This window comes from Frigoribacterium sp. RIT-PI-h (genome assembly GCF_001297205.1).
Classification (GTDB): Bacteria; Actinomycetota; Actinomycetes; order Actinomycetales; family Microbacteriaceae; genus Frigoribacterium.
Window position 1 is genome coordinate 12,775 of sequence record NZ_LHOZ01000075.1, and the last position, 25,718, is coordinate 38,492.

The 25,718-nt window shown below is 71.7% G+C and carries 23 protein-coding genes, 1 tRNA gene and 1 pseudogene; 10 read left to right on the forward strand and 15 right to left on the reverse strand.

Annotation, left to right across the window (positions count from 1 at the left end; all coding sequences use genetic code 11):
* Positions 1 to 23: 23 nt before the first annotated feature.
* From AEQ27_RS17810 to AEQ27_RS10275, 6 genes and pseudogenes are all read right to left on the reverse strand, one after another.
* Positions 24 to 827, reverse strand: a complete 804-nt coding sequence (locus tag AEQ27_RS17810; RefSeq protein WP_161805532.1) for an acyl-CoA dehydrogenase family protein — start codon at positions 825 to 827, stop codon at positions 24 to 26.
* The gene (locus AEQ27_RS17815; RefSeq protein WP_054146565.1) at positions 824 to 1,249 is read right to left on the reverse strand and encodes an acyl-CoA dehydrogenase family protein; all 426 of its coding nucleotides are present in this window, start codon (positions 1,247 to 1,249) and stop codon (positions 824 to 826) included. Before AEQ27_RS17815 ends, AEQ27_RS17810 begins: the two co-directional genes overlap by 4 nt.
* Positions 1,246 to 2,955 (reverse strand): ABC transporter ATP-binding protein, encoded by a 1,710-nt coding sequence (locus AEQ27_RS10260; protein WP_054146566.1) that lies wholly within the window; start codon positions 2,953 to 2,955, stop codon positions 1,246 to 1,248. The genes AEQ27_RS17815 and AEQ27_RS10260 overlap by 4 nt, the downstream gene beginning before the upstream one ends.
* Before the next feature lie 113 nt (positions 2,956 to 3,068).
* Positions 3,069 to 3,953 (reverse strand): annotated as a pseudogene (locus AEQ27_RS17820) (ABC transporter permease); the annotation flags it as partial.
* Positions 3,950 to 4,897, reverse strand: a complete 948-nt coding sequence (locus AEQ27_RS10270; protein ID WP_054146567.1) for an ABC transporter permease — start codon at positions 4,895 to 4,897, stop codon at positions 3,950 to 3,952. The gene AEQ27_RS10270 and the pseudogene AEQ27_RS17820, both read right to left, overlap by 4 nt.
* Positions 4,894 to 6,561: an ABC transporter substrate-binding protein gene (locus AEQ27_RS10275; RefSeq protein ID WP_082383441.1), complete on the reverse strand. Its 1,668-nt coding sequence runs from the start codon at positions 6,559 to 6,561 to the stop codon at positions 4,894 to 4,896. Before AEQ27_RS10275 ends, AEQ27_RS10270 begins: the two co-directional genes overlap by 4 nt.
* Before the next feature lie 181 nt (positions 6,562 to 6,742).
* Between AEQ27_RS10275 and AEQ27_RS10280 the strand changes: the two genes are divergently transcribed.
* From AEQ27_RS10280 to AEQ27_RS10290, 3 genes are all read left to right on the forward strand, one after another.
* Positions 6,743 to 7,012: a hypothetical protein gene (locus AEQ27_RS10280; RefSeq protein ID WP_054146568.1), complete on the forward strand. Its 270-nt coding sequence runs from the start codon at positions 6,743 to 6,745 to the stop codon at positions 7,010 to 7,012.
* Positions 7,013 to 7,097: 85 nt separating this feature from the next.
* Entirely contained in the window at positions 7,098 to 8,498 is a 1,401-nt protein-coding gene (locus tag AEQ27_RS10285; protein ID WP_054146569.1) for an NAD(P)/FAD-dependent oxidoreductase, read from the forward strand.
* A 30-nt stretch (positions 8,499 to 8,528) separates the two neighbouring features.
* On the forward strand, positions 8,529 to 9,170 hold the full coding sequence (locus AEQ27_RS10290; RefSeq protein WP_054146570.1) for a histidine phosphatase family protein: 642 nt from the start codon (positions 8,529 to 8,531) through the stop codon (positions 9,168 to 9,170).
* A gap of 35 nt (positions 9,171 to 9,205) precedes the next feature.
* On the opposite strand, the gene AEQ27_RS10295 is transcribed toward AEQ27_RS10290, so the two are convergent.
* On the reverse strand, positions 9,206 to 9,874 hold the full coding sequence (locus AEQ27_RS10295; protein ID WP_054146571.1) for a DNA-binding response regulator: 669 nt from the start codon (positions 9,872 to 9,874) through the stop codon (positions 9,206 to 9,208).
* Between the two features lie 119 nt (positions 9,875 to 9,993).
* On the opposite strand from AEQ27_RS10295, the gene AEQ27_RS10300 reads away from it, so the two are divergent.
* Positions 9,994 to 10,275: a GlsB/YeaQ/YmgE family stress response membrane protein gene (locus tag AEQ27_RS10300; protein WP_043592839.1), complete on the forward strand. Its 282-nt coding sequence runs from the start codon at positions 9,994 to 9,996 to the stop codon at positions 10,273 to 10,275.
* 122 nt (positions 10,276 to 10,397) lie between these two features.
* Here AEQ27_RS10300 and AEQ27_RS10305 read toward each other — a convergent pair whose 3' ends face one another.
* The 3 genes from AEQ27_RS10305 to AEQ27_RS10315 all read right to left on the reverse strand — a co-directional run bounded on the left by AEQ27_RS10305 (position 10,398) and on the right by AEQ27_RS10315 (position 12,072).
* Positions 10,398 to 11,258 carry an alpha/beta hydrolase fold domain-containing protein gene (locus AEQ27_RS10305; RefSeq protein WP_054146572.1) on the reverse strand — a complete coding sequence of 287 codons (861 nt, stop codon included), beginning with the start codon at positions 11,256 to 11,258 and terminating at the stop codon, positions 10,398 to 10,400.
* Between the two features lie 183 nt (positions 11,259 to 11,441).
* Positions 11,442 to 11,514: transfer RNA gene (locus AEQ27_RS10310), tRNA-Val, on the reverse strand.
* A gap of 84 nt (positions 11,515 to 11,598) precedes the next feature.
* Positions 11,599 to 12,072: a peroxiredoxin gene (locus tag AEQ27_RS10315; RefSeq protein ID WP_043592615.1), complete on the reverse strand. Its 474-nt coding sequence runs from the start codon at positions 12,070 to 12,072 to the stop codon at positions 11,599 to 11,601.
* Between the two features lie 264 nt (positions 12,073 to 12,336).
* Between AEQ27_RS10315 and aceE the strand changes: the two genes are divergently transcribed.
* From aceE to AEQ27_RS10345, 6 genes are all read left to right on the forward strand, one after another.
* Positions 12,337 to 15,081, forward strand: a complete 2,745-nt coding sequence (gene aceE, locus AEQ27_RS10320; RefSeq protein WP_054146573.1) for a pyruvate dehydrogenase (acetyl-transferring), homodimeric type — start codon at positions 12,337 to 12,339, stop codon at positions 15,079 to 15,081.
* A gap of 7 nt (positions 15,082 to 15,088) precedes the next feature.
* Positions 15,089 to 16,315: a CdaR family transcriptional regulator gene (locus tag AEQ27_RS10325; RefSeq protein ID WP_235451055.1), complete on the forward strand. Its 1,227-nt coding sequence runs from the start codon at positions 15,089 to 15,091 to the stop codon at positions 16,313 to 16,315.
* A gap of 106 nt (positions 16,316 to 16,421) precedes the next feature.
* A complete protein-coding gene (locus tag AEQ27_RS10330; RefSeq protein WP_054146574.1) occupies positions 16,422 to 17,342 on the forward strand; it encodes an ACP S-malonyltransferase in 921 nt (306 codons plus the stop codon).
* The gene (locus tag AEQ27_RS10335) at positions 17,339 to 18,349 is read left to right on the forward strand and encodes a beta-ketoacyl-ACP synthase III (protein WP_054146575.1); all 1,011 of its coding nucleotides are present in this window, start codon (positions 17,339 to 17,341) and stop codon (positions 18,347 to 18,349) included. The genes AEQ27_RS10330 and AEQ27_RS10335 overlap by 4 nt, the downstream gene beginning before the upstream one ends.
* A gap of 81 nt (positions 18,350 to 18,430) precedes the next feature.
* Positions 18,431 to 18,679: an acyl carrier protein gene (locus AEQ27_RS10340; RefSeq protein WP_043592609.1), complete on the forward strand. Its 249-nt coding sequence runs from the start codon at positions 18,431 to 18,433 to the stop codon at positions 18,677 to 18,679.
* Between the two features lie 156 nt (positions 18,680 to 18,835).
* Positions 18,836 to 20,074 carry a beta-ketoacyl synthase gene (locus AEQ27_RS10345; protein ID WP_054146576.1) on the forward strand — a complete coding sequence of 413 codons (1,239 nt, stop codon included), beginning with the start codon at positions 18,836 to 18,838 and terminating at the stop codon, positions 20,072 to 20,074.
* 106 nt (positions 20,075 to 20,180) lie between these two features.
* Here AEQ27_RS10345 and AEQ27_RS10350 read toward each other — a convergent pair whose 3' ends face one another.
* The 5 genes from AEQ27_RS10350 to AEQ27_RS10370 form a co-directional block, all read right to left on the reverse strand.
* Positions 20,181 to 20,684 (reverse strand): DUF3145 domain-containing protein, encoded by a 504-nt coding sequence (locus AEQ27_RS10350; RefSeq protein WP_054146577.1) that lies wholly within the window; start codon positions 20,682 to 20,684, stop codon positions 20,181 to 20,183.
* Positions 20,685 to 20,881: 197 nt separating this feature from the next.
* On the reverse strand, positions 20,882 to 22,543 hold the full coding sequence (locus AEQ27_RS10355) for a bifunctional 3'-5' exonuclease/DNA polymerase (RefSeq protein ID WP_054146578.1): 1,662 nt from the start codon (positions 22,541 to 22,543) through the stop codon (positions 20,882 to 20,884).
* Between the two features lie 42 nt (positions 22,544 to 22,585).
* Positions 22,586 to 23,452: a DUF1684 domain-containing protein gene (locus AEQ27_RS10360; protein WP_054146579.1), complete on the reverse strand. Its 867-nt coding sequence runs from the start codon at positions 23,450 to 23,452 to the stop codon at positions 22,586 to 22,588.
* A gap of 105 nt (positions 23,453 to 23,557) precedes the next feature.
* On the reverse strand, positions 23,558 to 24,199 hold the full coding sequence (locus AEQ27_RS10365) for an FMN reductase (protein WP_054146580.1): 642 nt from the start codon (positions 24,197 to 24,199) through the stop codon (positions 23,558 to 23,560).
* 19 nt (positions 24,200 to 24,218) lie between these two features.
* Positions 24,219 to 25,355, reverse strand: a complete 1,137-nt coding sequence (locus AEQ27_RS10370) for an LLM class flavin-dependent oxidoreductase (protein ID WP_054146581.1) — start codon at positions 25,353 to 25,355, stop codon at positions 24,219 to 24,221.
* Between the last annotated feature and the right edge of the window lie 363 nt (positions 25,356 to 25,718).

Here is a 25,718-nt window from a genome sequence, read left to right on the forward strand (position 1 = left end):
CGCGCCCCGCGCGGGCCGGTCCTTCAGGCCTGCCCGGTGGACCAGAAGTAGGTCAACGGGGCCTCGTTGACGAGACGGTCGCCGATCACCCGCTGCTGCAGCACGACCGGGTTGTGCGACGAGAGCGTCCTCGCGTTTCGCCAATGACGGTCGAGCGCTCGGTCGCGGTCGGTGGCGCTGGCTCCGCCGACCTCGAACAGGGTGGTCGTCGCGCGGAGGGCCACCTCGACCACCGTCACCTGTGCGCGGATGGTGACGAGCTCGGCCGCCTCGATGCGGTCGAATGCGTCCGGGCCGCCGGCCACCACGGCGTCGTGTGCGCGGTCGATCGCCGAGGCCGCGCTCTGCACCAGGGACTCGGCCGCGAGGGCGTCCGCCGAGACCCGCCCCACGACCGACTGGACCAACGGGTCGGCGGCGGCCGTCGCCGCGACGCCCTGGCTGTAGGTGCGGGTGCGGGTGCGCACGAACCCGACGGCCTCGTGCCCCGCCGCCGACGCGACGCCGGCCAGCGAGGCCAGCAGCCCGGGCTGCAGGAAGGCCGGCCGGGGCGTCCGCCGCTCGTCGCGCTCGGGCCGGATCTGGGACGGCTCGACCCGCACGCCGTCGAACCGGGTCGTCCCGCTGCCGGTGAGCCGCTGGCCGAACCCGTTCCAGTCGTCGCGGACGTCGACCCCGTCGTCGTCGACCCGCACCGTCACCCCGACGACCCGGCCGGCCGGCGTCGTCGCGGTCACTGTCGTCCAGTCGGCGAAGAGCGGGCCCGTGCTGTAGTGCTTCTCGCCGTGCAGCCGCCAGCCGCCACCGTCCGGCACGGGGTGCGTCACGAGCGGCCCCCCCCCGGCGGCACGCCGCCGCGGCTCGCGCTGCCGAACACCTCGCCCGCCGCGACCTGCTCGAGCCACAGACCGCGCCGCACGAGGTCGTCCGAGGTGTCGAGCAGCAACTCCTCGACGAAGGCGAAGTGCGCCCGCAGCAACTGCGGCAGGTTCGAGTCGGCCCGCGCCAGCCGCACGAGCAGGGCGAACAGGTCGGACGGCCGGGCGCCGGAGCCGCCGAACTCGACCGGCACGGTGACGGCCGTGAAGCCGGACTCCGCCAGCTGCCGCACCTGCTCGAACGGCGGGTCGCGCCTCCGCTCGCGGGCGACGGCGCCGTCGGCGGTGCGGGCGAACACGGGCTCGAACCGGGCGAGCAGGTCCTCGCGGGTCGGCGTGGCCGCCGGTGCGATGGTGGTCGTGTGGGTCATCGGGGGCCTCCGGTGGGATCGGTGGTGGTCGTGGTGGTGTGGGTGGTGGCGGACAGGCCGCCACCGGGGACGGCGGCGAGCAGACGGCGCGTGTACTCGGCGACGGGACGTTCGAGCACCTGCTCGACCCGCCCCTCCTCGACGACCCGTCCGTCCTTCAGGACGAGCACGCGGTCGCTCACGTGCCGGATGACGCCGAGGTCGTGCGAGATGAACAGGGCCGAGGTGCCGTAGCGGGCGCGGATGTCGGCCAGCAGGTCGAGCACCTGCGCCTGCACCGACACGTCGAGGGCACTCACGGCCTCGTCGAGGACGAGCACGTCCGGGTCGGTGGCCAGCGCGCGGGCGATGGCCACCCGCTGGCGCTGGCCGCCCGAGAGGGTCGACGGGTGGCGGCCGGCCAGGCCGGGGTCGAGCCCGACCCCGGCGAGCAGGTCGTCGACGCGGGCACGGGCGTCCGTCGCCGCGGCTCCCTGACCGCCCCGCGCGCTCACCGCGGCGCGGAGGGCTCCCGTGACGAGCTGGCCGACCGACCGACGGGGGTCGAACGAGCTCAGGGGGTCCTGCGAGACCGTCGCGATGCGCGGCCGGTCGGGTCGCCGCTCCCGCTCGCGCAGGGCCGACCAGGGCCGGCCCTCGAACAGCACCTCGCCCTCGTCCGGGGCCGTCAGCGCCAGGGCGATCGCGGCGGTGGTCGACTTGCCCGAGCCCGACTCGCCGACGATGCCGAGGGTCTCGCCCGCGTGCAGGGTGAACGAGACGTCGTCGACGACGGTGCGAGTGACGCGATCCGGCCCCCGGTAGCGCTTGGTGACGTGACGCACCTCGAGCACGGGTGTGCCCGGGCCGGGGACGGGCCGGTCCGCGGGACGCGCCGCGAGGGTCGCCGGTGCCGCCGACGAGAGGCGGCTGCCGCGGGCGGGCGCCGTGGGGATCGCCGCCAGCAGGCGCTGTGTGTAGGGGTGGCTCGGCGCCCCGAGCACCTGGTCGGTCGGCCCCTGCTCGACCACGACGCCGTGCTGCATGACCACGACCTCGTCGGCGAGTCGTTCGACCACACCGAGGTCGTGGCTGATGAGAACGAGCCCCGCGCCGCCGGCGCGCAACTCGTCGAGCAGGGCGAGGATCTGCGCCTGGACGGTCGTGTCGAGCGCGGTCGTCGGCTCGTCGGCGATCAGGACCGCGGGCTCGAGGGCCACGGCCGCGGCGATCAGTGCGCGCTGCCGGAGGCCCCCGGAGAGTTGCGAGGGCAGCTGGCGGGCCCGGAGGCGCGGCTCGGGGACGCCGACCCGCTCGAGCAGCTCGATCACCCGGGCCTCGCGGGCCCGGCGATCGCCGTACCGGTGGACGCGGAGGGGCTCCGCGATCTCGGCCCCGACGCGGCGCAGCGGGTCGAGCGAGACGAGGGCGTCCTGCAGGACGTAACCGATCTCACGACCGCGCAGGCGCTGCCAGTCGCGGTCGCCGAGGTCGGTGAGGTCGCGACCGGCGAGGCGGAGGGTCGAGGCCGTCGTCGTGGCGGTGTGGCCGTTGAGTCCCAGTAGCGCCTTGGCCGTGACGCTCTTCCCCGAGCCGGACTCCCCCACGATGGCCGTGCAGCGCCCGGCCTCGACGGTGAACGAGACGTCGCGGACGACCGTGTTGCCGCCGAACGCGACCGACAGACCCCGCACGTCGACGAGCGGGCCGGCCGTGTCGAGTCGCACGGCCTCGGGGTCGAGGACGGGTTCGGGGCTAATCGCGCCCCTCCCGGGGTGGTGAGGGTCTGGATGCTGCGGCCGACGGCCGTCAGCGACAACGCGAGCAACACGATGACGACGCCGGGGAAGAAGTCGAGCCACCAGGCCTGCTGCAGGTAGTTGCGTCCGGCGTTGAGCATCGCGCCCCACTCCGGGGCCGGGGGCTGGACGCCCATGCCGAGGAACCCCAGCGCCGACGCCCAGACGATCGCCTGGCCGATGCCCAGGGTGACCAACACGGTCAAGGGCCGGAACGCGTTGGGCAGCAGGGTGTGGACGAGCACGTGGACCGGCCCGTGGCCCAGCGCGCGCTCCGCCTGGACGTACGACGAGTCCCGCACGGCGAGCACCTGGCCGCGGACCATCCGGGCGTAGCCGGGGATCGTGGCGACGCCGACGGCGAGGATCTGCGTCCCGGCCGAGTTGCCGGCGATCGCGACGAGGATGAGGGCGAGCAGGATGCCGGGGAACGCGTAGAGCACCTCGATCACGCGGGTGACGACCGCGTCGACGGCCCGACCACCGAGTCCCCCGAGAAGGCCCAGCAGCGTGGCGCCGGCCAGCCCGAGGGCGGTCGCCCCCACGCCGATCAGCACCGACTGCCCGGCCCCGTGCACGACCCGAGAGTAGACGTCGCGTCCGGACTGGTCCGTGCCGAACACGTGCTCGGCGCTCGGTGCCGCGAAGCTCTTCCCGAGGTCGATCGCGAGGGGGTCGGCCGGCGCGAGCAGACTCGGCCAGACCGCCGCGAGGAGCACGGAGGCGATGAAGGCCGTGGCCACCCAGGTCGAGACCCGACGGAGGGGGTGGGAGGCGCGGCGCACGCGACGCGCACCGGACGCGGTGGCCGCCGGGTCGGCCTCGTGCGGACCGGCGTCGTGCGGACGGGCGTCGTGCGGACCGGTCGGCCGGTCCGTCGCGGAGGGGACGGGTGGCGCCGCGGTGGCGGTGGACGTGGTGCTCATGCGGGTGCTCCGATCGTGGTGCGCAGCCGGGGATCGACGGCGACGTACGCGACGTCGGTGAGGACGTTCGCGACGACGTAGACGAGGGCCACGACGAAGGTGATGCCGATGACGAGAGGGAGGTCCTGCGCGTTCACCGCGGTGACGAGCACCTGGCCGACGCCCTGGCGGGCGAAGACGACCTCGACGACGACCGCGCCCGAGATCAGCGAGCCGAGGCCCCACCCCGAGAGGGTGATGCCCGGCAGGGCGGCGTGGCGGAGGAGGTGACGTGCCCGGACGGCCGCCTCGGACAGGCCACGGGACCGTGCCGAGAGCGCGAACGGCTGGTCCTGGGCGTCTTCGAACTCGTCGCGCGTGACCTGCCCGAGGAACCCGGCCAGCGGGATGGCGAGGGTCAGGGCCGGCAGGACGAGTCCGGGCAGTCCCGTGCCGATCACCGGGAACCAACCGAGGCGCACCGCGAAGACGAGCAACAGGACGAGACCGAGCCAGAACTGCGGCAGACCGGCCGCGACCGTCTCGACGACCGAGCCGATCCGGCCCAGGAGGCCGCGCCTCCCGGCGGTGAGCAGCGTGGACGTGATCGACAACAGCCAAGCGAGACCGAGCGCGGTGGCCGTGAGGGCCAGGGACGAGCCGAGCTGGCCGCCGATCACGCTGACGACCGACTGCTTGAGCGTGTACGACTCGCCGAAGTCGAGTCGGACGAGGCCGAGCAGGAACGACCCGTACTGCGCGAGCAGGGGACGGTCGAACCCGTACTGGGCGGTGACGGCGGCGACGGCCTCGGGTGTCGGGTGGGCGGCCGCGCCCCCGAGGATCGCGACGGCGGGGTCGCCCGGCACGGCGTGTTCGAGGAAGAACACGATGGTGCCGACGGCGAGCAACAGGACGATCGATTCCGCGACGCGACGGACGATGCGCAGGACCCAGGGGTTCATCGGTCGCCGCCGTCCACGAAGTAGGCGTCCGACAGCACCGGCTCGCCCTCGGAGGGCTCGATCCACACGTCCTTGACCCGGTTCGAGATGCCCAGCCGTGTCTGGATCGGGTAGAGCGGCAGGCTCCAGGCCTTCGAGGTGAGGATGCGCTGGGCCTCGGAGTAGAGCGCCGCCTGTTCGGTCGGATCGGTGGTGGCCGTTCCCGCGATCAGGACGCGGTCGAGCTCGTCGTCGGAGGCGAAGGCCGAGTTCTGGCCGTTGCCGACGTCGAGGGTCGCCTTCGAGTACTTGATGTACATCACGTGCGGCGTGGGGCTGTTCCAGTAGTTGCCGATGAGGTCGTACGCGTCGGGATCGCCCCAGACGGCGTTCATGCTGGCGGAGTCCAGCGCCTCGAGGTCGACCTCGATGCCCACCTCCTTCTCCATCGCCTGGATGTTCTGCAGGATCGTCAGGTCGGCGGGCGGCGTCTCGGCACCGTCGGCGTTGTAGGGCAGGCGCACGGTGAGGGTCTCTCCGTCCTTGGTGCGGTGTCCGTCGGCGTCGCGGCCGGTCCACCCGGCGTCGTCGAGCAGGCGGTTCGCCTCGTCGGGGTCGTACGGGAACGGCTCGTGGTAGGTCTCGTCGTAGTGCGGTGTGCCGGACGAGACGGCGTCGCCCTCGTACGGGAACACGCCGGCGTAGGCGCTCTCGACGGCGGCGCGGGCGTTCGAGGCGTGCACGAAGGCCTTGCGCACCCGGATGTCGTCGAACACCGGGCTGGTCGTGTTGAGGTCGAGGCTGAACGGCGAGCCCGAGTGGACGAACTCCTGCAGGCTGATCGCCGGGTCGGCCTCGGCGAGCTGCTGGCTCTCGGGCGGCACGTTGAAGATGACGTCGGCCTCGCCCGAGCTGAGCGCGCCGTACCGGGTCGTGTTGTCCTTGAGGAACCGCCACGTGATGCCGTCGAGGTAGGCGGGGCCCTGGTGCTTCGCGTCGGCGGGGGCCGAGTCGTAGTCGTCGTTGCGCACCAGCTGCACGTCGCGGCCGTGGTTCCACGCGACGACCTCGAACGGTCCGGTGCCGACCGGCGACTCGCAGTTCTCCTCGAGGCCGCGCGCCATCGCCTTAGGCGACTCGATGCCGAAGAACGCCTGCGACAGGGCGGCGAGCAGCGGCGAGTACGGGCGGGACAGGTCGATGCGGACGACGTGCTCGGACAACGCGATCGCGCTCTCGAAGTACCCGGTCAGGTACAGCAGGTCGGTCGACGACTGCGTGGCCGGGTCGAGGATCTGGGTGAAGTTGTCGACGACGGCCTGCGCGTCGAGCGGCGTGCCGTCGTGGAACTCGACGCCCTCCTTCAGGGTGAAGTCGTACTGCGTGCCGTCGTCCGAGATCGTCCACGAGGTGGCGAGCCAGGGCACGACGCTGCCGTCCGCCTGCAGCGAGACGAGGGAGTCGAGGTACTGCCGGGCGACGTAGGTCTGGGGCATGTCGCCGGAGTTGTGCGGATCGAGGCAGGTGGGCTCGCGATCGGTCGCGTAGACCAGCGTGCCGCCGCGGACGGGGCCCCGGTCGACGACGTCGGCGGACGCGGCGCCCGAGCAGCCGGCGAGCAGCGCGACGAGCGCGGCGGCGGCCGTGGCGACCACGGGGAGGCGTCGGGAGGGAGGTCGGAACATGGGCGAACCTTTCGTCGAGGCCCGAACCTACGGACGCCTCGACCCCCCGACCAGTCGCGTGACGCCACGCGACACCCGTCGTCTCAAACCGTCACACGCGGCCCCAGGACTTGCGCCCACCCCTTGAGCGCGTCGAGTCGTGGACGTACGGTGGAGGGGGCGACGAGGGCGAGGGGGCTCCATGGACGACGAGAAACCACAGGACCGAGGCCGGCTGAGGCTGCACCGGCCGACGTTCCGGGGGTCGGCGGTCGGGTGGGGCATCTCGGCCGTGGTGTGGCTGTCCTGCTTCGTGGGCTCGGGTCTCGGCATGATGCGCGAAGGGTCTCCCGGTGTGCTCGGCGTCCTCTTCCTCGTCGCCCTCGGGCTGGCGAGTGCGGTGTGCGTGACGGGCACGGTGTCGACCATCCGGCATCCCCGTCCGGGGCCCCCGGCCCGGGACGCTCCCTAGGCTCCGCTGTCGTCGACGGCTCCCGCCCATCCGGACCTGGTTGAGTTCGCCCAGACGACCGACGCGACGAAGGGGCAGGCAGCACATGGGCATCTCGGAGAAGGACTACGACGTGGCCGTGATCGGTGCCGGTCCGGCGGGCACCGCGGCAGCCCTGCGGGCGGCCGAGCTCGGGGCTCGTGTCGTCGTCCTGGAGGCGGGACGCGTCGGCGGCACCTGCGTCAACACCGGGTGCGTGCCCACGCGGGTGCTGGCCAAGACGGCCCGACTGATCCGCGAGACCCGACATGCGGACGTCTACGGGGTCGACGTCACTCCCCCGACGATCGACTGGGCGTCGACCGTCGCGCGCGTCCGGGAGCGCGTCGACAAGGTGCGCTCGATCAAGCGGGAGGCCGACCGGTTCGAGGCCGCGGGCGTCGAGCTGGTCCACGAGGGCCGGGCCCGGTTCGTCGACGACTCGACCCTCGTCCTCGACAGCGGTCGGACGATCTCGGCCTCGTCGATCCTGATCTGCGTCGGTGGCCACTCGCGCCGGCTGCCGATCCCGGGCGGCGAGCTGGCCACCGTGCCCGAACACGTCCTGGACCTGCCGGCCCTCCCCCGGCGGGTGGCCGTGATCGGTGCGGGCAACACGGGCGCGCAGCTCGTCACCGTGTTCGACGCGTTCGGCAGCGCCGTCACGCTCCTCGACCTCGCGCCGCGGGTCCTGATGGCGTCGGATGCGTCCATCTCGGAGGCGGTCTCCGCCGCGTTCGTCGAGCAGGGCATCGACGTGCGGACCGGGATCGACGGCGTCGAGAGCCTCGCCCGGGCCGACGACGGGTCGATCACCCTGACCTGGCGGCAGGCCGACGCGACGTCCTCGGCCGACTTCGACGTCGTGGGCATGGCCACGGGGTGGCCGGCGGACGTGGAGGACCTCGGTCTCGAGGAGGCCGGGATAGAGGTGGAGCGCTCGTCGATCCCCGTCGACCGGTACTTCCGGACCGTCGTGCCGCACGTGTTCGCCGTGGGCGACGCCAACGGCCGCGACATGCTCGTCCAGGCCGCCCGGTTCGAGGGCGAGGCCGCCGCCGAGAACGCCGTCCTCGGCGCCAACCGCCGCACGCCGCACCACCTCCTGCCGGCCGGTGGGTTCACCGACCCGGACTACGCCGGCGTCGGCCTCACCGAGGAGCAGGCTCGCGGGGCGGACGAGTCGTGCGTGGTCGTCACGATCCCGTACTCGACCGTCGACCGGGCCGTGATCGACGACCGCGAGACGGGGTTCCTCAAGCTGATCGCCGACCGTCGGCGCGAACTCGTGCTCGGCGCCCACGCCGTCGGCGAGAACGCCGTCGAGGTGGTCCAGGCGGTCACCACCGCCATGGCCGGCGGTGTCGACGTCGCCACCCTGGCCGAGGTGCGCTTCGCCTACCCCACCTACAGCGCCGTGATCGGCATGGCGGCCCCGGCCGGGCTGGCGGAGCGCCCCGCGCGCTAGGCGCCGGGCGGCGGCGGGCACCGTGGCACGATGGACGTCCCGCCCCGACCGAAAGCCACGATGCGCCTCCTCCTCATCCGCCACGGCGAGACCGCCGACACCCTCGCCCGTACCCTCGGCTCGCGACCCCCCGGCCCGCCGCCCTCTCCGCCCGCCCGCGAACAGGCCGCCGCCCCCGCGCCGGCCCTGGCCCACGAACCGATCGTCGCCGTGCACTCGTCGCGCCTGCGCCGGGCCGGCGAGACCGCCGTGATCGGGGCCGACAGCCTCGATCTGCCTCACCGGGAGGTCGACGGTGCCCACGAGATCGACGCCGGCGACCTGGAAGGGCTGCCCTACGCCGAGGCCCTGCCCCGGTACGCGGGCACCATGCAGCAGTGGTGGACCGATCCGGAGGCCCGCATCCCCGGGGGCGAGAGCGGCACCGAGTTCACGGCCCGGTTCCACGCGGCGGTCGATCGGGTCGTCGCGTCGACACCGGCCGACGCGCCCGCGGTCCTCGTCTCGCACGAAGCCGCCATCTGCGTCTGGGCGGCCGACACCGCCCGCAACCGCGACGCCGAGTTCAGCCGCGCGCACGGGCTGCGCAACACCGGCTCGGTCTTCCTCGAGGGCTCGACCGAGGGCGGCTGGACCGCCGTGTCGTGGGACGGCGAACCCCTGGCGCACTGAGCCGCGCGTCCGACGACCAGGCCGCAGCGCGCCTCCTAGGGGCCGCCGAGCCAGTGGTCGATGCGGTGGTGGTCCGGGCGGAAGCCGTTCTGGACGCCCCACAGCACGGCCTGCGTCCGGCTCGTCGCGCCGATCCGTCGGTAGACCGATCGGATGTACGACTTGACCGTGTTCGGGCTGAGGTAGGTCAGCGCCGCGACCTCGGCGTTGCTCTTGCCCTGGGTGATCAGGGCGAGGATCTCGGACTCACGATCGGTGATGCCCTCACGGCGGCCGGGCCAGTCGAGGCCCGGCGCGCTCGGCGCGCGACCCCGCACGTCGCTGACGACCTGCTCGCCACGATGGACCGCCTCGAGCACTTCGACGAGCTCGCGGGCCGCGAGGGTCTTCGACAGGTACCCGTGCACGCCCTGTGCGAGCGCCGCCTCGACGAGCTCGGGATGGAAGTTCCAGGTGTAGACGACCACCTTGCCGGCCGCGGGGTTGGCGACCAGCTCGGCGAGCTCGTGGTGGTCGGACTCGGGCTGGGCGAACGAGTCGTAGAGGACGACGTCGACGCGGTCGGACAACGACGTCGTGGCGTCGATCTCGGCGACCACCACCCGGTCGCGGTACCGGTCGAACATGTGGGCGAGGCCGGCGAGCACGACGTCGTAGTCGTCGACGAGCGCGACGGTGATCGACCGGGTCGGGGCGAGGGGCATGAGGACACCATCCCACCCCGAGGGGTGTGCCGCCACACCTCCAGGGGTGGTCTGCTGAGTCCTGCGACGCCACGGCACCGACGGTGCCGGTCGCTCATCTCTCCCGGAAGGAGAACACCATGATCGGTCTCATCATCAGCTTGCTCGTCGTCGGCCTCATCGCAGGGTTCATCGCCCGTGCGGTCGTCCCGGGTCGCCAGAGCCTCTCCATCGCCATGACGATCCTGCTCGGCATCATCGGCTCGTTCGTCGGCGGGTTCCTCGGCTTCCTCCTGTTCCAGCACGACCCGACGGACGGGTTCTTCCAGCCCGCCGGCATCATCGGCTCGATCATCGGCGCGATCGTCGTCCTGGTGATCTGGGTCGCCGTCTCGGGTCGCCGCGGCGCCGCTCGCCGCTGACCCCCGGTCGTCACCGGGGTGGCTGTCCCGCAGCCGCCCCGGGCCGCGCCGACGCGGTCGCCGGTGCTCCACCGGTCGGCCGACCCCGCCACCCGCACCCGGCCGGTGCTCGCGCGCCGGGCTCAGGTCGTGAGCGAGCGGCGCAGCGTGCGGACGATCTGCGCCCGGGCGGCACGACCCGATCGGGTGGGCAGCAGCGGGTAGGCGTGCACGTCGCCGTCGCCTTCGTGCCACTCGAGCTCGACGCCGGCCGTCGCAGCACGGTCGCGCAGGAGGTGCGCGTCCGGGTTCGGGACGTCGCGCGCCCCCGTGAACCCCGTCACCGGGCCGGGGCCCGCCAGGTCGCCGAACAGGGGGCTGACGACGGGGGCGCGCAGGTCGAGCTCGCCCCGCCAGTGCTCGGCGAGCACGCGTCCGCCGGGAGTGCCCAGCCACGGGTCGGTCGGCTGCACCTCGGGGATGCGGGGGTTGCGCCAGGTGAGGTCGAGTGCCGGGGCGATCAGCACCGTGCAGGCGACGACGACGCCCGCGTCCCGCAGCGACAGGGCGGCCGACAGCACGATCTGGCCGCCGGCCGAGTCCCCCGCGAGGGCGACCGGGCCGGCTGCCGAGGCGACCAGGTCGAGGATGCCGACCCGCGCCTCCTCGGCCGTCCCGTACGGGACCAGGGGGTAGATCGGCAGGACGACCGTCGTGCGGGCCTCGGCGGCGAGCTGCGCGACGAGGTGCCAGTGCTGCGACACGATCTCGCCCACCCAGCCGCCGCCGTGGGCGTAGACGACGGTGCCGCGCGACGCACCGTCCCGCCGCGTGATCGTGTAGACCGGCCAGCCGCCGCGCTGCTCGACGTCGACCCGGACGTCGTCCCGGAGGACGGCAGGCGGGCCGTACGGTGCCGGCCGCAGGGACGCGCGACGGATGCGCCGACGCGCCCCCGCCTCGCTGACGAAGGTGCGGTTCGCCCCGGTCGCCCGGAGGAACACCGGGACCGCCGACCAGGCAGGACGAGCCTGGCGGCGAGGGGCACCCGGACGGTGTCGCGGGAGGCGCGGGAGGGCATCCGAGGGAGGCGCATGGTCACGGCCGCGACGATACCCCGGCTCGAGGGCCCGAGCGCGGCTTCGGTGCAGCTGACCACCGCGCAGGGGCGAAGGACCGATCAACGGTGGGCCCTACCGGGCTCGAACCGATGACATCCACGGTGTAAACGTGGCGCTCTACCAACTGAGCTAAAGGCCCTCGCGCCGGGACGAACCGGGCGAGCGAGTCCAGGTTAGCGGGTGAGCGAGCCGACCCGCGCCTCCTGGGCCGTCGCCCGGGGGCTCAAGCCGTGACGGGGACGAGCAGGTCGAGCGCGGCGCGGTAGTCGGCGAGCGAACGCTCCTGGCCGGGCTCGGTGCCGAAGTGCTCGCGGATGACGCCGTCGACGTCGATCAAGAAGGTGGTGCGGGTCGCGAAGCCCTTGTTCTCGAGGAAGACGCCGTACTCCTTCGAGACCTCGCCGTGCGGCCAGAAGTCCGCCAGCAGGGTGAAGTCGTAGCCCTTCTCCTCGGCGAACGCACGAAGCGTCGCTTTCGAGTCGACGGAGACGACCAGCAGTTCGACGCGGTGGTCCTGGAACATCGCGAGGTTGTCGCGCAACGTGCAGAGCTCTTTGGTGCAGGTGCTGCTGAACGCCAGGGGGAAGAACACCAGGGCCACGGGCTTGACGCCCCGGAAGTCGCTCAACCGCACTCGCTCGCCGAACTGGTTCGGCAGGTCGAAGTCGGGAGCCTGGATGGCGTTCTCCAGAGCCATGGGTGCGTTCCTTTCGCGTCGACCCGGGCGGTCGGCGACTGACACGATCGCCGATCCTACGCCTCACGCGTCGGATTTCAAGCGGAGGCACGGACGGGCGTTCCCAGCGCGTGCCGAGCCTGCGTCGGTCGGGACAACTAGAGTGGTCGGGTCAGGCGGAGTACGTCTCGGAACCCGGGCACGACGGGCCTGACATCTGTTTGTCCACTCCACGCGGTGGCCCTCCAAGAGACGGCTGCTCCACACAGATGATTGAGGTCAAGGGTGACGGTTAACGATCAGGACCCGTACACGGTCGACAAGGCCGATCGCGATCCCGAAGAGACCGCCGAGTGGCGCGAGTCGCTCGACGCTCTCGTGAAGGCGCAGGGTCACGAACGTGCCCGCGAGATCATGAAGAGCCTGCTCACCCGGTCGAGCGAGCTGCACCTGGGTGTGCCGATGGTCCCCAAGACGGACTACGTCAACACCATCGCCCCCGAAGACGAGCCCGAGTTCCCCGGTGACGAAGAGCTCGAGCGCCGCTACCGCAAGTGGGTCCGTTGGAACGCGGCGATCACCGTGCACCGCGCGCAGCGTCCCGGCATCTCGGTCGGTGGCCACATCTCGACCTACGCCTCGTCGGCCGCCCTGTACGAGGTCGGCAACAACCACTTCTTCCGCGGTCAGGACCATTCCGGTGGCGGAGACCAGGTGTTCTTCCAGGGCCACGCCTCCCCCGGCATGTACGCCCGCGCCTACCTCGAGGGCCGTCTCGGCACCGACCAGCTCGACGGCTTCCGCCAAGAGAAGTCGCACGCTTCCGGCGGACTCAGCTCGTACCCGCACCCGCGCCTCATGCCCGAGTTCTGGCAGTTCCCGACCGTGTCGATGGGCCTCGGGCCGATCAACGCGATCTACCAGGCGCAGGTCGCGAAGTACCTCACCAACCGCGGCATCAAGGACGCCAGCGACCAGCAGGTCTGGGCGTTCCTCGGCGACGGCGAGATGGACGAGGTCGAGAGCCGCGGTCAGCTCCAGGTGGCGGCCAACGAGGGCCTCGACAACCTCAACTTCATCATCAACTGCAACCTGCAGCGCCTCGACGGCCCGGTGCGCGGCAACGGCAAGATCATCCAAGAGCTCGAGTCGTTCTTCCGCGGCGCGGGCTGGAACGTCATCAAGGTCGTCTGGGGTCGCGAGTGGGACACCCTGCTCGCGAACGACTCGAGCGGCGCGCTGCTCAACCTCATGAACACCACGCCCGACGGCGACTTCCAGACCTACAAGGCCGAGAGCGGCGGTTACGTCCGCGACAACTTCTTCGGCCGCGACCCCCGCGCCCTCGAGCTCGTCGCGGACTACTCCGACGACGACATCTGGAACCTCAAACGCGGTGGCCACGACTACCGCAAGGTCTACGCCGCGTTCAAGGCCGCGACCGAGCACAAGGGCCAGCCGACGGTCATCCTCGCCAAGACGGTCAAGGGCTACGGCCTCGGGAAGTCCTTCGAGGGCCGCAACGCGACCCACCAGATGAAGAAGCTCACGCTCGACAACCTCAAGCAGTTCCGCGACGAGCTCCGCATCCCGATCAGCGACGCCCAGCTCGACGAGAACCCCTACCTGCCGCCGTACTACCACCCCGGTCAGGACGACGACGCGATCCAGTACATGCAAGAGCGTCGTCGTGCGCTCGGCGGCTACGTGCCCGAACGCCGCAGCAAGTACACGCAGATCGCCGTTCCCGAGGCGAAGACGTACGACGTCGTCAAGAAAGGCTCGGGCAAGCAGGAGGTCGCCACCACGATGGCGTTCGCCCGCCTGCTGAAAGACCTGTTGCGCTCGCCCGACTTCGGCCACCGCATCGTGCCGATCATCCCCGACGAGGCCCGCACCTTCGGCATGGACGCCTACTTCCCGACGTCCAAGATCTACAACCCGAACGGCCAGCACTACACGTCGGTCGACCGCGAACTGCTGCTCGCCTACAAAGAGAGCCCGCAGGGCCAGATCATCCACGTCGGCATCAACGAGGCCGGTGCGTTCGCGGCCTTCACCGCCGTCGGAACCTCGTACTCCACGCAGGGCGAACCGCTCATCCCGGTCTACGTCTTCTACTCGATGTTCGGGTTCCAGCGCACCGGCGACGCCATGTGGGCCGCCGGCGACCAGATGGCCCGCGGGTTCATCATCGGCGCCACCGCCGGTCGCACGACACTGACCGGCGAAGGCCTGCAGCACGCCGACGGCCACTCGCCGCTGCTCGCCTCGACGAACCCCGCGGTCGTCTCGTTCGACCCCGCGTTCGGGTACGAGCTCGGCCACATCGTCAAGTCGGGCATGGACCGCATGTACGGCACCGACGAGCACGGCAACGCGTCGCACTCCGACCCGAACGTCATGTACTACATCACCGTCTACAACGAGCCGATGGCCCAGCCCGTCGAGCCGGAGGGACTCGACGTCGACGGTGTGGTGCGCGGCATCTACAAGCTCAAGGACGCCGAGAACCTGGGCCCCCGCGCCCAGCTGCTCGCGTCCGGCGTCGGTGTGCCGTGGGCGCTCGAGGCCCAGCAGCTGCTCGCCGACGACTGGAACGTGGCGGCAGACGTCTGGAGCGTCACCAGCTGGACCGAACTGCGGCGCGACGGCCTGGCCGCGGAAGAGCACAACTTCTTGCACCCGAACGACGAGCCCAAGACGCCGTACGTGACCGAGAAGTTGCAGGGTGCCGAGGGTCCGTTCATCGCCACGAGCGACTTCATGGCGGCCGTGCCCGACCAGATCCGCGAGTACGTGCCCGGCGCCTACCTGACGCTCGGTGCCGACGGCTTCGGCCTCAGCGACCCCCGCGCGGCTGCCCGCCGCTTCTTCAAGATCGACGGCCCGTCGGCCGTCGCCCGCACCCTGCAGGCCCTGGCCCGCCGGGGCGAGGTCGACCCGGGCGTCGTCCAGCAGGCGATCGACCGGTACCAGCTACACGACGTCCCGGCCGGCACCAGCGGCACCGCCGGCGGGGAGGCCTGACGACCCCGTGAGCGCCGAGCGGGTGCCCACGTCGCCCCTGCAGCCGTCCGCGGCCACGAAAGAGCGCACGCTCGCGTGGCTGCGGACGGTGTCGGGCGAGTTGTCCACCGCGACCATCAAGCGCCTCGAAGAGACGCTGCCGTGGTACGGGGACATGCCCCCGGGGCGCCGTTCAGCGGTCGGGCTCGTCGCCCAGGCCGGCATCACCTCGTTCATCAGCTGGTTCGCAGACCCCCGGGCCACCCCGTGGATCGCGGCGGACGTGTTCGGTTCGGCCCCGCGTGAACTGCTGCGCTCCGTCAGCCTGACCCAGACGCTGCAGCTCATCCGCATCACCGTCGAGGTCGTCGAAGAACGCGTCAAGGACGGGGACGATTCGCTCCGCGAGGCGATCCTGCTCTACTCGCGCGAGATCGCCTTCGCCTCAGCCGACGTCTACGCCCGGGCCGCCGAGGCCCGCGGTCTCTGGGACGCCCGTCTCGAAGCCCTGGTCGTCGACTCGATCCTCAGCGGCGAGTACGACGACGAACTGCCCAGCCGGATCGCCGCGCTCGGCTGGCACGGTCACGGCGAGGTCGCCGTGCTCGTCGGCACGGCTCCCCGCATGCTCGACGTCGACATGCTGCGACGCACGGCCCGGCACCGAGAAGCCGACGTGCTGATCGGGGTACAGGGCAGTCGACTGGTGCTCGTCATCGGACGGGCCGACCCTCTCGACGAGAGCAGCGCCTCCTCGACCCACCCCAGCTTCACCGAGATCGCGCGCGCGCTCGAACCCGGCTTCGGTGACGGGCACCTCGTGCTCGGCCACGAAGTGCCGAGCCTCGTCGACGCCTCGAAGAGCGCGAAGGCCGCCCTCGCCGGTTTCGCGGTCGCCAGGGCCTGGCGCAACGCACCCCGCCCCGTCCTCGCCGACGACCTGTTGCCCGAGCGTGCCCTCGCCGGCGACCCGGTGGCGCGGTCGACGCTCGTCAACCGCATCTACAAGCCACTCAAGGCGCACTCCTCCGAGCTGTTGACCACCCTGTGGTGCTACCTCGACAACGGACGCTCGCTCGAGGCCACGGCTCGCGAGCTCTTCGTGCACCCGAACACCGTGCGCTACCGCCTCAAGCGCGTCACCGACGTGATCGGGTGGGACGCCACGGGTGCTCGCGAGGCGCTCATCCTGCAATCCGCACTCGTGCTCGGATCGATAGCCGACCCCGACGGGTCCGGCGTCCGCCGCAAGTGACCGTCGATCGCCCCGAGGGCCCGTCTGTGCGCTTCGACAACGTTCATGCGCATCTTTGGTCGAGTTGCTACACCGCAGACCCGCGACTCGTTGGCATGATGGACCAGTGATCGTTGTCGTAGCGCCCGGTCAGGGCTCCCAAACTCCTGGTTTCCTCGAACCCTGGCTGGCCGACCCCGACCAGCGCGACCTGCTGACGTCGCTCTCCGACGCCGCCGACGTCGATCTCGTCACCCACGGCACGACGTCCGGCGCCGACACGATCCGTGACACGGCCGTCGCCCAGCCCCTCATCGTCGCAGCGGGAATCCTGACCGCCCGGGCCCTCTTCCGCCTCGTGGATCGGTCCGCGGTCGCCGGTGTCGCGGGCCACTCGGTCGGCGAGTTCACCGCTGCGGCCGTCAGCGGCGTCCTGACCGACGTCGACGCCGTCACGCTCGTCGCGGAGCGTGGCCGAGCCATGGCCGACGCCGCCGCCCTCGTCGAGACGGGCATGAGCGCCGTGCTCGGCGGCGACGAAGCCGAGTTGCTCGCCCGACTCGACGCCCTCGGTCTTTTCCCCGCCAACTACAACGGCGGCGGCCAGATCGTCGTCGCCGGCGAGACCGCAGCCCTCGCCGAGCTGGCGGCCGACCCGCCGGCCAAGAGCCGCGTCGTGCCCCTGCAGGTCGCCGGTGCCTTCCACACGCGGTACATGCAGCCGGCCGTCGAGCGCCTCGCGTCGGCTGCGGCCACCGTCACGGCCACCGACCCCACGCTGTCGCTCTGGACCAACCACGACGGCAGCACGGTCGACTCGGGCTCCCGTTTCGTCGAGCTGCTCGTCGGTCAGGTCTCGTCACCCGTCCGATGGGATGCGACCATGCGGTCGTTCGCCGACGCCGGCGTCACGGGAATCATCGAACTCGCCCCGGCCGGAGCCCTCACCGGCCTCGCCAAGCGTGCGCTGAGGGGTGTCCCCTCGGTCGCCGTCAAGACACCCGACGACCTCCAGGCCGCCGTCGACCTCATCGAGGGAGCAGCATGACCACCCCCCAGCTCAACCAGACCACCGGCGCGCAGTTCACCCGCATCTACGCGCTCGGCGCCGCCCGCGGCGAGAACGTCGTGCCGAACGCCGACATCATCGAACCCATCAACTCGAGCGACGAGTGGATCCAGCAGCGCACCGGAGTGATCACCCGTCGCCGCGCGGGCAAGGACGTCAAGGTCGTCGACCTCGCCGAGGCCGCCGCCACCGAGGCCATCGCCAAGTCCGGCATCCGCCCCGACCAGATCGGTGCCGTCCTCGTGTCGACCATCGGGGCGGGCGTCGTGACGCCCTCGGTCGCCTCGCTGCTCGCCGAGCGCGTGGGCGCGAACCCCGCCGCCGCCTACGACATCTCGGCCGCCTGCGCAGGGTTCACCTACGGCGTCGCGCAGGCCGACTCGTTCGTCAAGTCGGGCCTCGCCGAATACGTCCTGGTCGTCGGCGCCGAGAAGCTCAGCGACGTCATCGACCCGACCGACCGCACGATCTCGTTCCTCCTCGCGGACGGGGCGGGCGCAGCGATCGTCGGTCCGTCCGACAGCGCCGGCATCGGCCCGACGGTCTGGGGCTCGGACGGCTCCAAGTGGGACGCCATCGGCATGACCAACACCATGACCGAGTACCGCGAGGGCGCGGGCGAGATCCCCTGGCCCACCCTGCGCCAAGAGGGTCAGACGGTCTTCCGGTGGGCCGTCTGGGAGATGGCGAAGGTCGCGAAAGAGGCGCTCGACCGCGCGGGCGTCTCCGCCGACCAGCTCTCGGCCTTCGTGCCGCACCAGGCCAACATGCGCATCATCGACGAGTTCGCCAAGCAGCTCGGCCTGCCCGAGTCCGTCGTGATCGGTCGCGACATCGCGACCACCGGCAACACCTCGGCCGCGAGCATCCCGCTCGCGACCCACCGACTGCTCGACGAGCACCCCGAACTCAGCGGCGGCCTCGCCCTGCAGATCGGTTTCGGTGCCGGACTCGTGTTCGGCGCCCAGGTGGTCGTGCTGCCCTAGCGCGCCGCTGCCCGCCCGACCGCGGGGCGCTGTATAGGCTTTACCCCGGTCACAACGACACCCCCTCAAGGAGACAACACCATGGCACTGTCCACCGAAGAAGTCCTCGCCGGCCTCGCCGAGCTCGTCAACGACGAGACCGGGATCGCCACCGACACCGTCGAGATGGACAAGTCGTTCACCGACGACCTCGACATCGACTCGATCTCCATGATGACCATCGTCGTCAACGCCGAAGAGAAGTTCGACGTCAAGATCCCCGACGAAGAGGTCAAGAACCTCAAGACCGTCGGCGACGCCGTCACGTACATCCACAAGGCGCAGAACTAAGACGTCGGCTGCCCGGTCGCCCCGCGGGCGACCGGGCCCCGCCGCTGTGCCCTCGACGCCGTCGACCCCACGCCACCAGCCTCGGCTGCAGCCCGGGTCACGGCGTCGTTCCACATCGGCACAGCCCACCGACCGGCCCTCCCAGAAGGAACGTCAATGACCAAGAAGATCGTCGTCACCGGACTCGGCGCCACGAGCCCGCTCGGTGGCACCGCCACCGAGAGCTGGCAGAACCTGCTCGCCGGCCAGTCGGGCATCACCACGCTCGAGCAGGACTGGGTCGCCAAGTACGAGCTGCCCGTCACCTTCGCCGGCCAGGCACGCACCCCCTCGGCCGACGTGCTCGACCGTCGAGAGATCAAGCGCCTCGACCCGTCGAGCCAGTTCGCGCTCACCGCCGCCCGCGAGGCCTGGGCCGACGCCGGCTCGCCCGAGGTCGTCCCCGAGCGCTTCATCGTCGACTGGGCCACCGGCATCGGCGGCGTCTGGACGCTGCTCGACGGGTGGGACACCCTGCGCGAGAAGGGCCCGCGACGCGTCCTGCCGATGACCGCCCCCATGCTCAGGCCGACCGGCCCCGCCGCCGCCATCTCGATGAGCCTGGGCGCACGCGCCGGAGCCCGCACGGTCGTCTCGGCCTGCGCCTCCAGCACCGAGTCGATCGCCATGGCCTACGAGCACCTGCAGTCCGGCCTCGCCGACATCGCCGTCGCCGGCGGTTCCGAGGCGGCCATCCACCCGATGCCCCTGGCCTCGTTCGCCGCCATGCAGGCCCTCTCGAAGCGCAACGACGACCCCGCCACGGCGGCGCGTCCCTACGACGTCACGCGCGACGGCTTCGTCCTCGCAGAGGGCGGCGCCGCGCTCGTCCTCGAGACGGAAGAGCACGCCCTCGCCCGTGGGGCCCGCATCTACGCCGAACTCATCGGCGGAGCGGTCACCAGCGCCTCGTACCACATCACCGCTCCCGACCCCGAGGGCACCGGGGCGGCCCGGGCCGTCATCGCGACGCTCGAGAACGCCGGGGTCGACCGTGATCAGGTCGTCCACGTCAACGCCCACGCGACGAGCACCCCGGTCGGCGACATCGCCGAGTACCACGCCATCAAGCGCGTGTTCGGTGACCACACCTCGAAGTTGATCGTCTCGGCGACCAAGGCGGCCACGGGTCACCTGCTCGGCGGCGCGGGCGGCATCGAGGCGCTGTTCACGGTCAAGGCGCTGCACGAGCGCGTCGCCCCGCAGACGATCAACGTCACCCAGATGGACGACGAGATCGACATGGACGTCGTCGTCGGCGAACCCCGCCCCCTGCCCCAGGGCGAGATCGTCGCGATCAGCAACTCGTTCGGCTTCGGCGGCCACAACGCCGTCGTCGGGTTCCGCTCGGTCTGACCGAGGCGGGCAGCGCAGGAGGCGCGGGTGGCGTGATCACGCCACCCGCGCCTCCAGCGTCGTCACCTGGGTGGCCCGACGCTCACGGAGCCCGAGCCGCGGCGGGTCAGCCGACCTTGTGCAGCCAGACGACCGGGTTGCCCTCGCCGCTGTAGCGGAACGGCTCGAGTTCGTCGTCCCAGGCCTGGCCGAGGGCGAGACGCAGCTCGCGGTGCAGCTCGAGGGTGTTCGACCCCGCGATCTCCATGGCGTAGCGGATGCGGTCCTCCGGGATGACCGTGTTGCCGGCGGTGTCGGTCTGCGCGAAGAAGACGCCGAGGTCGGGCGAGTGCATCCAGCGGCCACCGTCGTGGGACTCACCCGGGTCTTCGGTCACCTCGTAGCGCAGGTGCTCCCACCCACGCAGGGCGGAGGCGATGCGGGCGCCAGAACCCTCGTCGCCCTGCCACGAGAACTCGGTGCGGCGGGCACCGGGCAGCACGGGCTGGTCGACCCAGGCGAAGTTCACGCCGTGCCCGAGGGCACGACCGACGGCCCACTCGACGTGTGGGCACAGTGCACGAGGGGACGAGTGCACGTAGAGCACTCCCCGAGCGGTTGCAGCAGCCACGATTCCTCCATCTGGTTCAGGTGCGACTTCCCCATCGACCTGTCAGACGTGATTCGTGTGCGTTCTTCGATTGTGCGGACCGGGGCCCGGTGGAGCGCGGGACGGAGCCCGTTCTGTGAATTATGACCGACCCGCCTGAGAAATCACAACTGTGTAACACCTGCGAATGAGAACACGGGCTCGGATGTCCCGCTCGGTCACTTCGCCTGCGAGTAGTCGTCCACGACGGCGACCGTCACCGGGAAGGTGACCGGGGCGTCGCCGAAGAGGAGTCGACCGGCCTCGACCGCGCTCTCGGCGACCAGAGCGGCGACCTCGTCAGCCGAGGCGGCGGGCGCGTGCACGACCACCTCGTCGTGCAGGAAGAACACGAAGTGGGGAGCCGCGACGCCGGTCCCCCACCTCTCGTGCAGGCGCCGGCGCAGGGCACCCATCCAACAGAGAGCCCATTCGGCGGCGGTTCCCTGGACGACGAAGTTGCGCGTGAACCGACCCCATGAACGCGCGTCGCGATCGGCCGGCCGTACGCCCATCTCAGGCGGCAAGGCGCCGGCCCCGGCGCCACCGACGGCGTCGGGGTCGTCGGACGGCCGGGGTGAGCTGCGCCCGAGGAGCGTGTCGACGACTCCCCCGGCCTCGCCCGTGCGGGCCGCCGTCTCGACGAGTGCCATCGCGTCGGGGAACCGTCGGGCCAGGCGCGGCACGAGCCTGCCGCTCTCGCCCTGGGTCGCGCCGTACATCGCGCCGAGCATGGCGACCTTGGCCTCGGCCCGGGTCGCGACGGCTCCGCTGGCCACGATGCCCTCGTAGAGGTCGCCTGACCCGGCTCTCGCCATCGAGCGGTCGCCGGACAGGCCGGTCAGGATGCGCGGCTCGAGTTGCGAGGCGTCGGCGACCACGAGCTTCCAGCCCGGGTCGGCCACGACGGCGCCGCGGACCGCCCTGGGGAGCTGCAGCGCGCCTCCTCCGCTCGTGGCCCAGCGACCGGTCACGACGCCGCCCGGCACGTAGTCGGGGCGGAAGCGCCCGCCGTGGACCCAGGCGTCGAGCCAGGCCCAGCCGTTGGCCACGAGCAGCCGCTGCATCTTCTTGTAGCGCAGCAGGGGCTCGATCGCGGGGTGCTCGTGCCGTTGGAGTTCCCACTGACGCGTCGACTGCACGAGCACACCGGCACGGTTCAGGGCTCGGATCAGCTCGGCGGGCGAATCGGGGTTGAGGTCGGGGGCGTCGAGGGCCTGCCGCACCTCGTCCAAGGCTTCGCGCATGCGGGCCGGGCGCCCACCCGGGGAGGGCCTCGGCCCGAGCGCGGCCGTCAACAACTCGTCGTGCACCCGGGGCGACCACGGGATGCCCCGGTGTCGCATCTCGACCGCGATCAACGCGCCGGTGGACTCGGCGGCGACCAGCAGTTCGAGTCGGCCCCGGGTCGGCGACGCCTCGACCGCCTCGCGCTGGGCCAGGAACTCGCCGGCCGGGTCGGGCAGCGAGTCGGGCACGACCTCGAACAGGCCGTCCGACTCGCCGGGCACCGCCTGGGCGACGTCCCACGGGCCCGGGGAGGCGCCTCCGACCGGGAAGCCGGGAGCCGCCGTCGACCGTCGCAGGATCGCGTGCACGAGCCGGAGGTCGACGCAGCGCGCCACCGTGACCCCGGCGTCGAGGAGGCGCGGGTACCACCGCGGCGTGTCGTCCCAGACCCAGCGCGGCGAGGCCTTGCGCTCGAGGCCGGCGACGCGCGTCGGCAGGTCGGACGCGGAGACCGTCTCGACGCCCACCACCTCGAGACGGCCCGACGGGCCACGCTCGTATCGCGTCAGCTCGACGTCGCCGTCCGATAGGCGACGCAGCAGGAAGAACACCGCCTGATCATCCCACCCCGCACCGACACCGTCGGCCCGTGCCTAGTGCAGCGGGTGCCCGGCCGGGTCGAGGACGTTCTTCTCGCCCGCCTCGATCGGCGACGCGAACCGGTTCTGGGCCGGCGGGATCGGGCAGTTGAAGGCGTACGAGAAGGCGCAGGGCGGCAGGACGGCCCGGTTGAAGTCGAGCGTGATGGTGCCGTCGCCGTTCGGCGTCGGGAACAGGAACCGCCCGACCGAGTAGGTGCTGTCACCGTTGGTCGCGTCGCCGAAGACGAGCTGCAACCGGTCGCCGTCACCCGACGGGAAGGCGGCGAGCTCGTGGTCGACCCCGTCGCGCGTGAACCGGATGAGACCGGGCAACGGCTTGGGGCGGCTGAGGTCGAGGTCCTTCTGGTGGCGGATGTCGACCTGGGCGTCCGGTGCGGTCGGCACGAAGTCGGCGGTGACGACCCAGTCCGGGTCGAACGGGAAGGCGTCGATCGACCCGAACCCCGTGACGGCGTCCGACGCGGAGTCCCAGACGCGCAGGGCGTAGCCGGTGTGGTCGTCGTTCGCGATCACCGTGCCGGTGGTGGTCTCCGAGAACCGGAGGCTGCTCGGGACCAGGGAGTCGTCACCCGCCACGATCACGGTGCCGTCCACCAGGTCGCCGTCGACGCGGATGCCGTCCGCGGCGGACGCCGTGAGCGCCAGCCCGGACACGCCCTGCGGGGTCGGCGCCCAGCGGCCGGGCACGCCCCAGACAGTCTGCTCGAGGTCGACCCACTGCGTACCGGTCAGGGCGAGCGGGCCCTGAGGCGACACGGCGCGGGCGCGGCGCAGGGTGTGGAAGCGGTCGAGCTCGGCCTGTGCGGCGGCGTCCCCTGCCGTGCGGGTGCCTGTGGCGCTGTCGGTGCTGTCGGTCATCGGTCCTCCTGGGGTCTGACGATGGGCAACGCCGGGGAGGCGCGGTTCATGCCCCGACGGGCGGGACGTGGTCGAGACCGGCACCGCGCCTCCTCGTCCGGCGTGTCAGGGCTGCGGGTCGTCGCCGCCCACGGCGAGGCGACGCAGCTGCTCGTCGAAGGGGACGACCGCGGCGAACGGGTCGTCGAGAGCACCCTCGTGCCGGGCGACGAGCTCGGCGAAGTCCCCCGCGGCGCGCGTCACGCGCTCGGGCAGCGTGGTCGACGTGCCGTCGCCCTCTCCCCAGTCTTCGGACGCCGCGAACACCGAGGTGGGCACGACGACGGCCTGGAGGTAGGCGAACAGGGGTCGCACCGCGTACTCGAGGGCGAGCGAGTGGCGGGCCGTGCCACCCGTCGCCCCGATCAGCACCGGGGTGCCGGTCAGGGCCTTGTGGTCCATCACGTCGACGAACGACTTGAACAGGCCGCTGTACGACGACGAGAAGACGGGCGTGACCGCGATCACGCCGTCGGCGCTCGTCACCTTCTCGAGCGCCTCGGCGAGGGCAGGAGGCGCGAAACCGGTGAGCATCGCGTCCGTCACCTCGTGGGCGAGGTCACGCAGCTCGACGACCTCGACCTCGACGAACGAGCCGCGGCCGACGAGGTCACGCGTGGTGGCCTCGACCAAGCGGTCGGCCAACAGACGGGTGGACGAGGGCTGGCTCAACCCCGCGGACAGGGCGACGATCTTCTTGGTGCTCATGGCGCGCCTCCTGCGTGTCTCAGCGGGCGGACGACGCGATGAGCGCGTCGTGCGCGGTGGGTGCGGCCGTGGACTCGGACGCACGGGTCGCCGCCTCGACGAGCGAGGCGTGCGTGGGGGCGTCGGGCACGTCGGCCGGACGGTTCGCGGCGAACTCGCGACGCAGGACGGGCACGACCTCGCTGCCGAGGATGTCGAGCTGCTCGAGGACGGTCTTCAGGGGCAGGCCGGCGTGGTCCATCAGGAAGAGCTGGCGCTGGTAGTCGCCGACGTAGTCGCGGAACCCGAGCGTGCGGTCGATGACCTCCTGGGGGCTGCCGACGGTGAGCGGGGTCTGGCTCGTGAAGTCCTCCATCGACGGGCCGTGGCCGTAGACCGGGGCGTTGTCGAAGTAGGGGCGGAAGGTGCGCTTCGCGTCCTGCGAGTTCTTCGCCAGGAAGACCTGACCGCCGAGACCGACGATCGCCTGGTCGGCACGCCCGTGCCCGTGGTGCTCGAAGCGGCTGCGGTAGAGCTCGACCATCTGCTTCGTGTGCGAGGCGGGCCAGAAGATGTGGTTGGCGAAGAAGCCGTCGCCGTAGTACGCGGCCTGCTCGGCGATCTCGGGGCTGCGGATGGAGCCGTGCCAGACGAAGGGCGCGACGCCGTCGAGCGGACGCGGGGTCGCCGTGAAGCCCTGGAGCGGGGTGCGGAAGTGGCCCTTCCAGTCGACGACGTCCTCGCGCCAGAGGCGGTGCAGCAGGGCGTAGTTCTCGATCGCGAGGTTGATGCCCTGGCGGATGTCCTTGCCGAACCAGGGGTAGACCGGGCCCGTGTTGCCGCGGCCGAGCGTGAGGTCGACACGACCGCCGGCGAGGTGCTGCAGCAGCGCGAAGTCCTCGGCGATCTTGACCGGGTCGTTCGTGGTGATGAGGGTCGTGGCCGTGCTGAGCACGATGCGCTCGGTCTGCGCGGCGATGTAGGCGAGGAGGGTCGTCGGGCTCGAGTTCACGAAGGGCGGGTTGTGGTGCTCGCCCGCCGCGTAGACGTCGAGGCCGACCTCTTCCGCCTTCTTCGCGATGGTGACCATCGCCTTGAGGCGCTCGCCCTCGGTCGGGGTGACGCCGGTGGTGGGGTCGGTCGTGATGTCGCCGACGCTGAAGATTCCGAACTGCATTGCTCCACCTTAGAACATCTGCATGCGTTTGCATGCACTTCGGTGAACCGGAGCGTGGGGCGTGGCATTCCCGGACGTGCGACTGCCGTCGGGAACGTGCCGCGGAGGACGCCGGCCCCGGCCTCGGCCCCGCCCCCGGCCCCGACCTCGACCTCGGTGTGCGGCGTTCGCCGTGTCGGCAACTCCGGACTGGTGCTGCACCGCCGAAGCCAAGGCCCGAAAACACGGGCCCCGCGCCGATCGGTGCACCACGAGGCAGGAGTTACCGGCTCGTGTCGGCAACTCCGGACCGGTGCTGCAGGAGGCAGGAGTTGCCGACCACGCGACGGGATCTGAAGCGGGAGGGGCCGGAAGGGCTGGGGC

What these genes read in the sequence shown, in the direction of transcription:
- AEQ27_RS10295 (WP_054146571.1), bottom strand. Translation starts at nt 9,874, where the DNA reads ATGCCCCTCGCCCCGACCCGGTCGATCACCGTCGCGCTCGTCGACGAC.
- AEQ27_RS10335 (WP_054146575.1), top strand. Translation starts at nt 17,339, where the DNA reads ATGACCACCCCCCAGCTCAACCAGACCACCGGCGCGCAGTTCACCCGC.
- AEQ27_RS10290 (WP_054146570.1), top strand. Translation starts at nt 8,529, where the DNA reads ATGGACGTCCCGCCCCGACCGAAAGCCACGATGCGCCTCCTCCTCATC.
- AEQ27_RS10270 (WP_054146567.1), bottom strand. Translation starts at nt 4,897, where the DNA reads ATGAACCCCTGGGTCCTGCGCATCGTCCGTCGCGTCGCGGAATCGATC.
- AEQ27_RS10345 (WP_054146576.1), top strand. Translation starts at nt 18,836, where the DNA reads ATGACCAAGAAGATCGTCGTCACCGGACTCGGCGCCACGAGCCCGCTC.
- AEQ27_RS10280 (WP_054146568.1), top strand. Translation starts at nt 6,743, where the DNA reads ATGGACGACGAGAAACCACAGGACCGAGGCCGGCTGAGGCTGCACCGG.
- AEQ27_RS10370 (WP_054146581.1), bottom strand. Translation starts at nt 25,355, where the DNA reads ATGCAGTTCGGAATCTTCAGCGTCGGCGACATCACGACCGACCCCACC.
- AEQ27_RS10275 (WP_082383441.1), bottom strand. Translation starts at nt 6,561, where the DNA reads ATGTTCCGACCTCCCTCCCGACGCCTCCCCGTGGTCGCCACGGCCGCC.
- AEQ27_RS10315 (WP_043592615.1), bottom strand. Translation starts at nt 12,072, where the DNA reads ATGGCTCTGGAGAACGCCATCCAGGCTCCCGACTTCGACCTGCCGAAC.
- AEQ27_RS10340 (WP_043592609.1), top strand. Translation starts at nt 18,431, where the DNA reads ATGGCACTGTCCACCGAAGAAGTCCTCGCCGGCCTCGCCGAGCTCGTC.
- AEQ27_RS10360 (WP_054146579.1), bottom strand. Translation starts at nt 23,452, where the DNA reads ATGACCGACAGCACCGACAGCGCCACAGGCACCCGCACGGCAGGGGAC.
- AEQ27_RS10300 (WP_043592839.1), top strand. Translation starts at nt 9,994, where the DNA reads ATGATCGGTCTCATCATCAGCTTGCTCGTCGTCGGCCTCATCGCAGGG.
- AEQ27_RS17815 (WP_054146565.1), bottom strand. Translation starts at nt 1,249, where the DNA reads ATGACCCACACGACCACCATCGCACCGGCGGCCACGCCGACCCGCGAG.
- AEQ27_RS10285 (WP_054146569.1), top strand. Translation starts at nt 7,098, where the DNA reads ATGGGCATCTCGGAGAAGGACTACGACGTGGCCGTGATCGGTGCCGGT.
- AEQ27_RS10365 (WP_054146580.1), bottom strand. Translation starts at nt 24,199, where the DNA reads ATGAGCACCAAGAAGATCGTCGCCCTGTCCGCGGGGTTGAGCCAGCCC.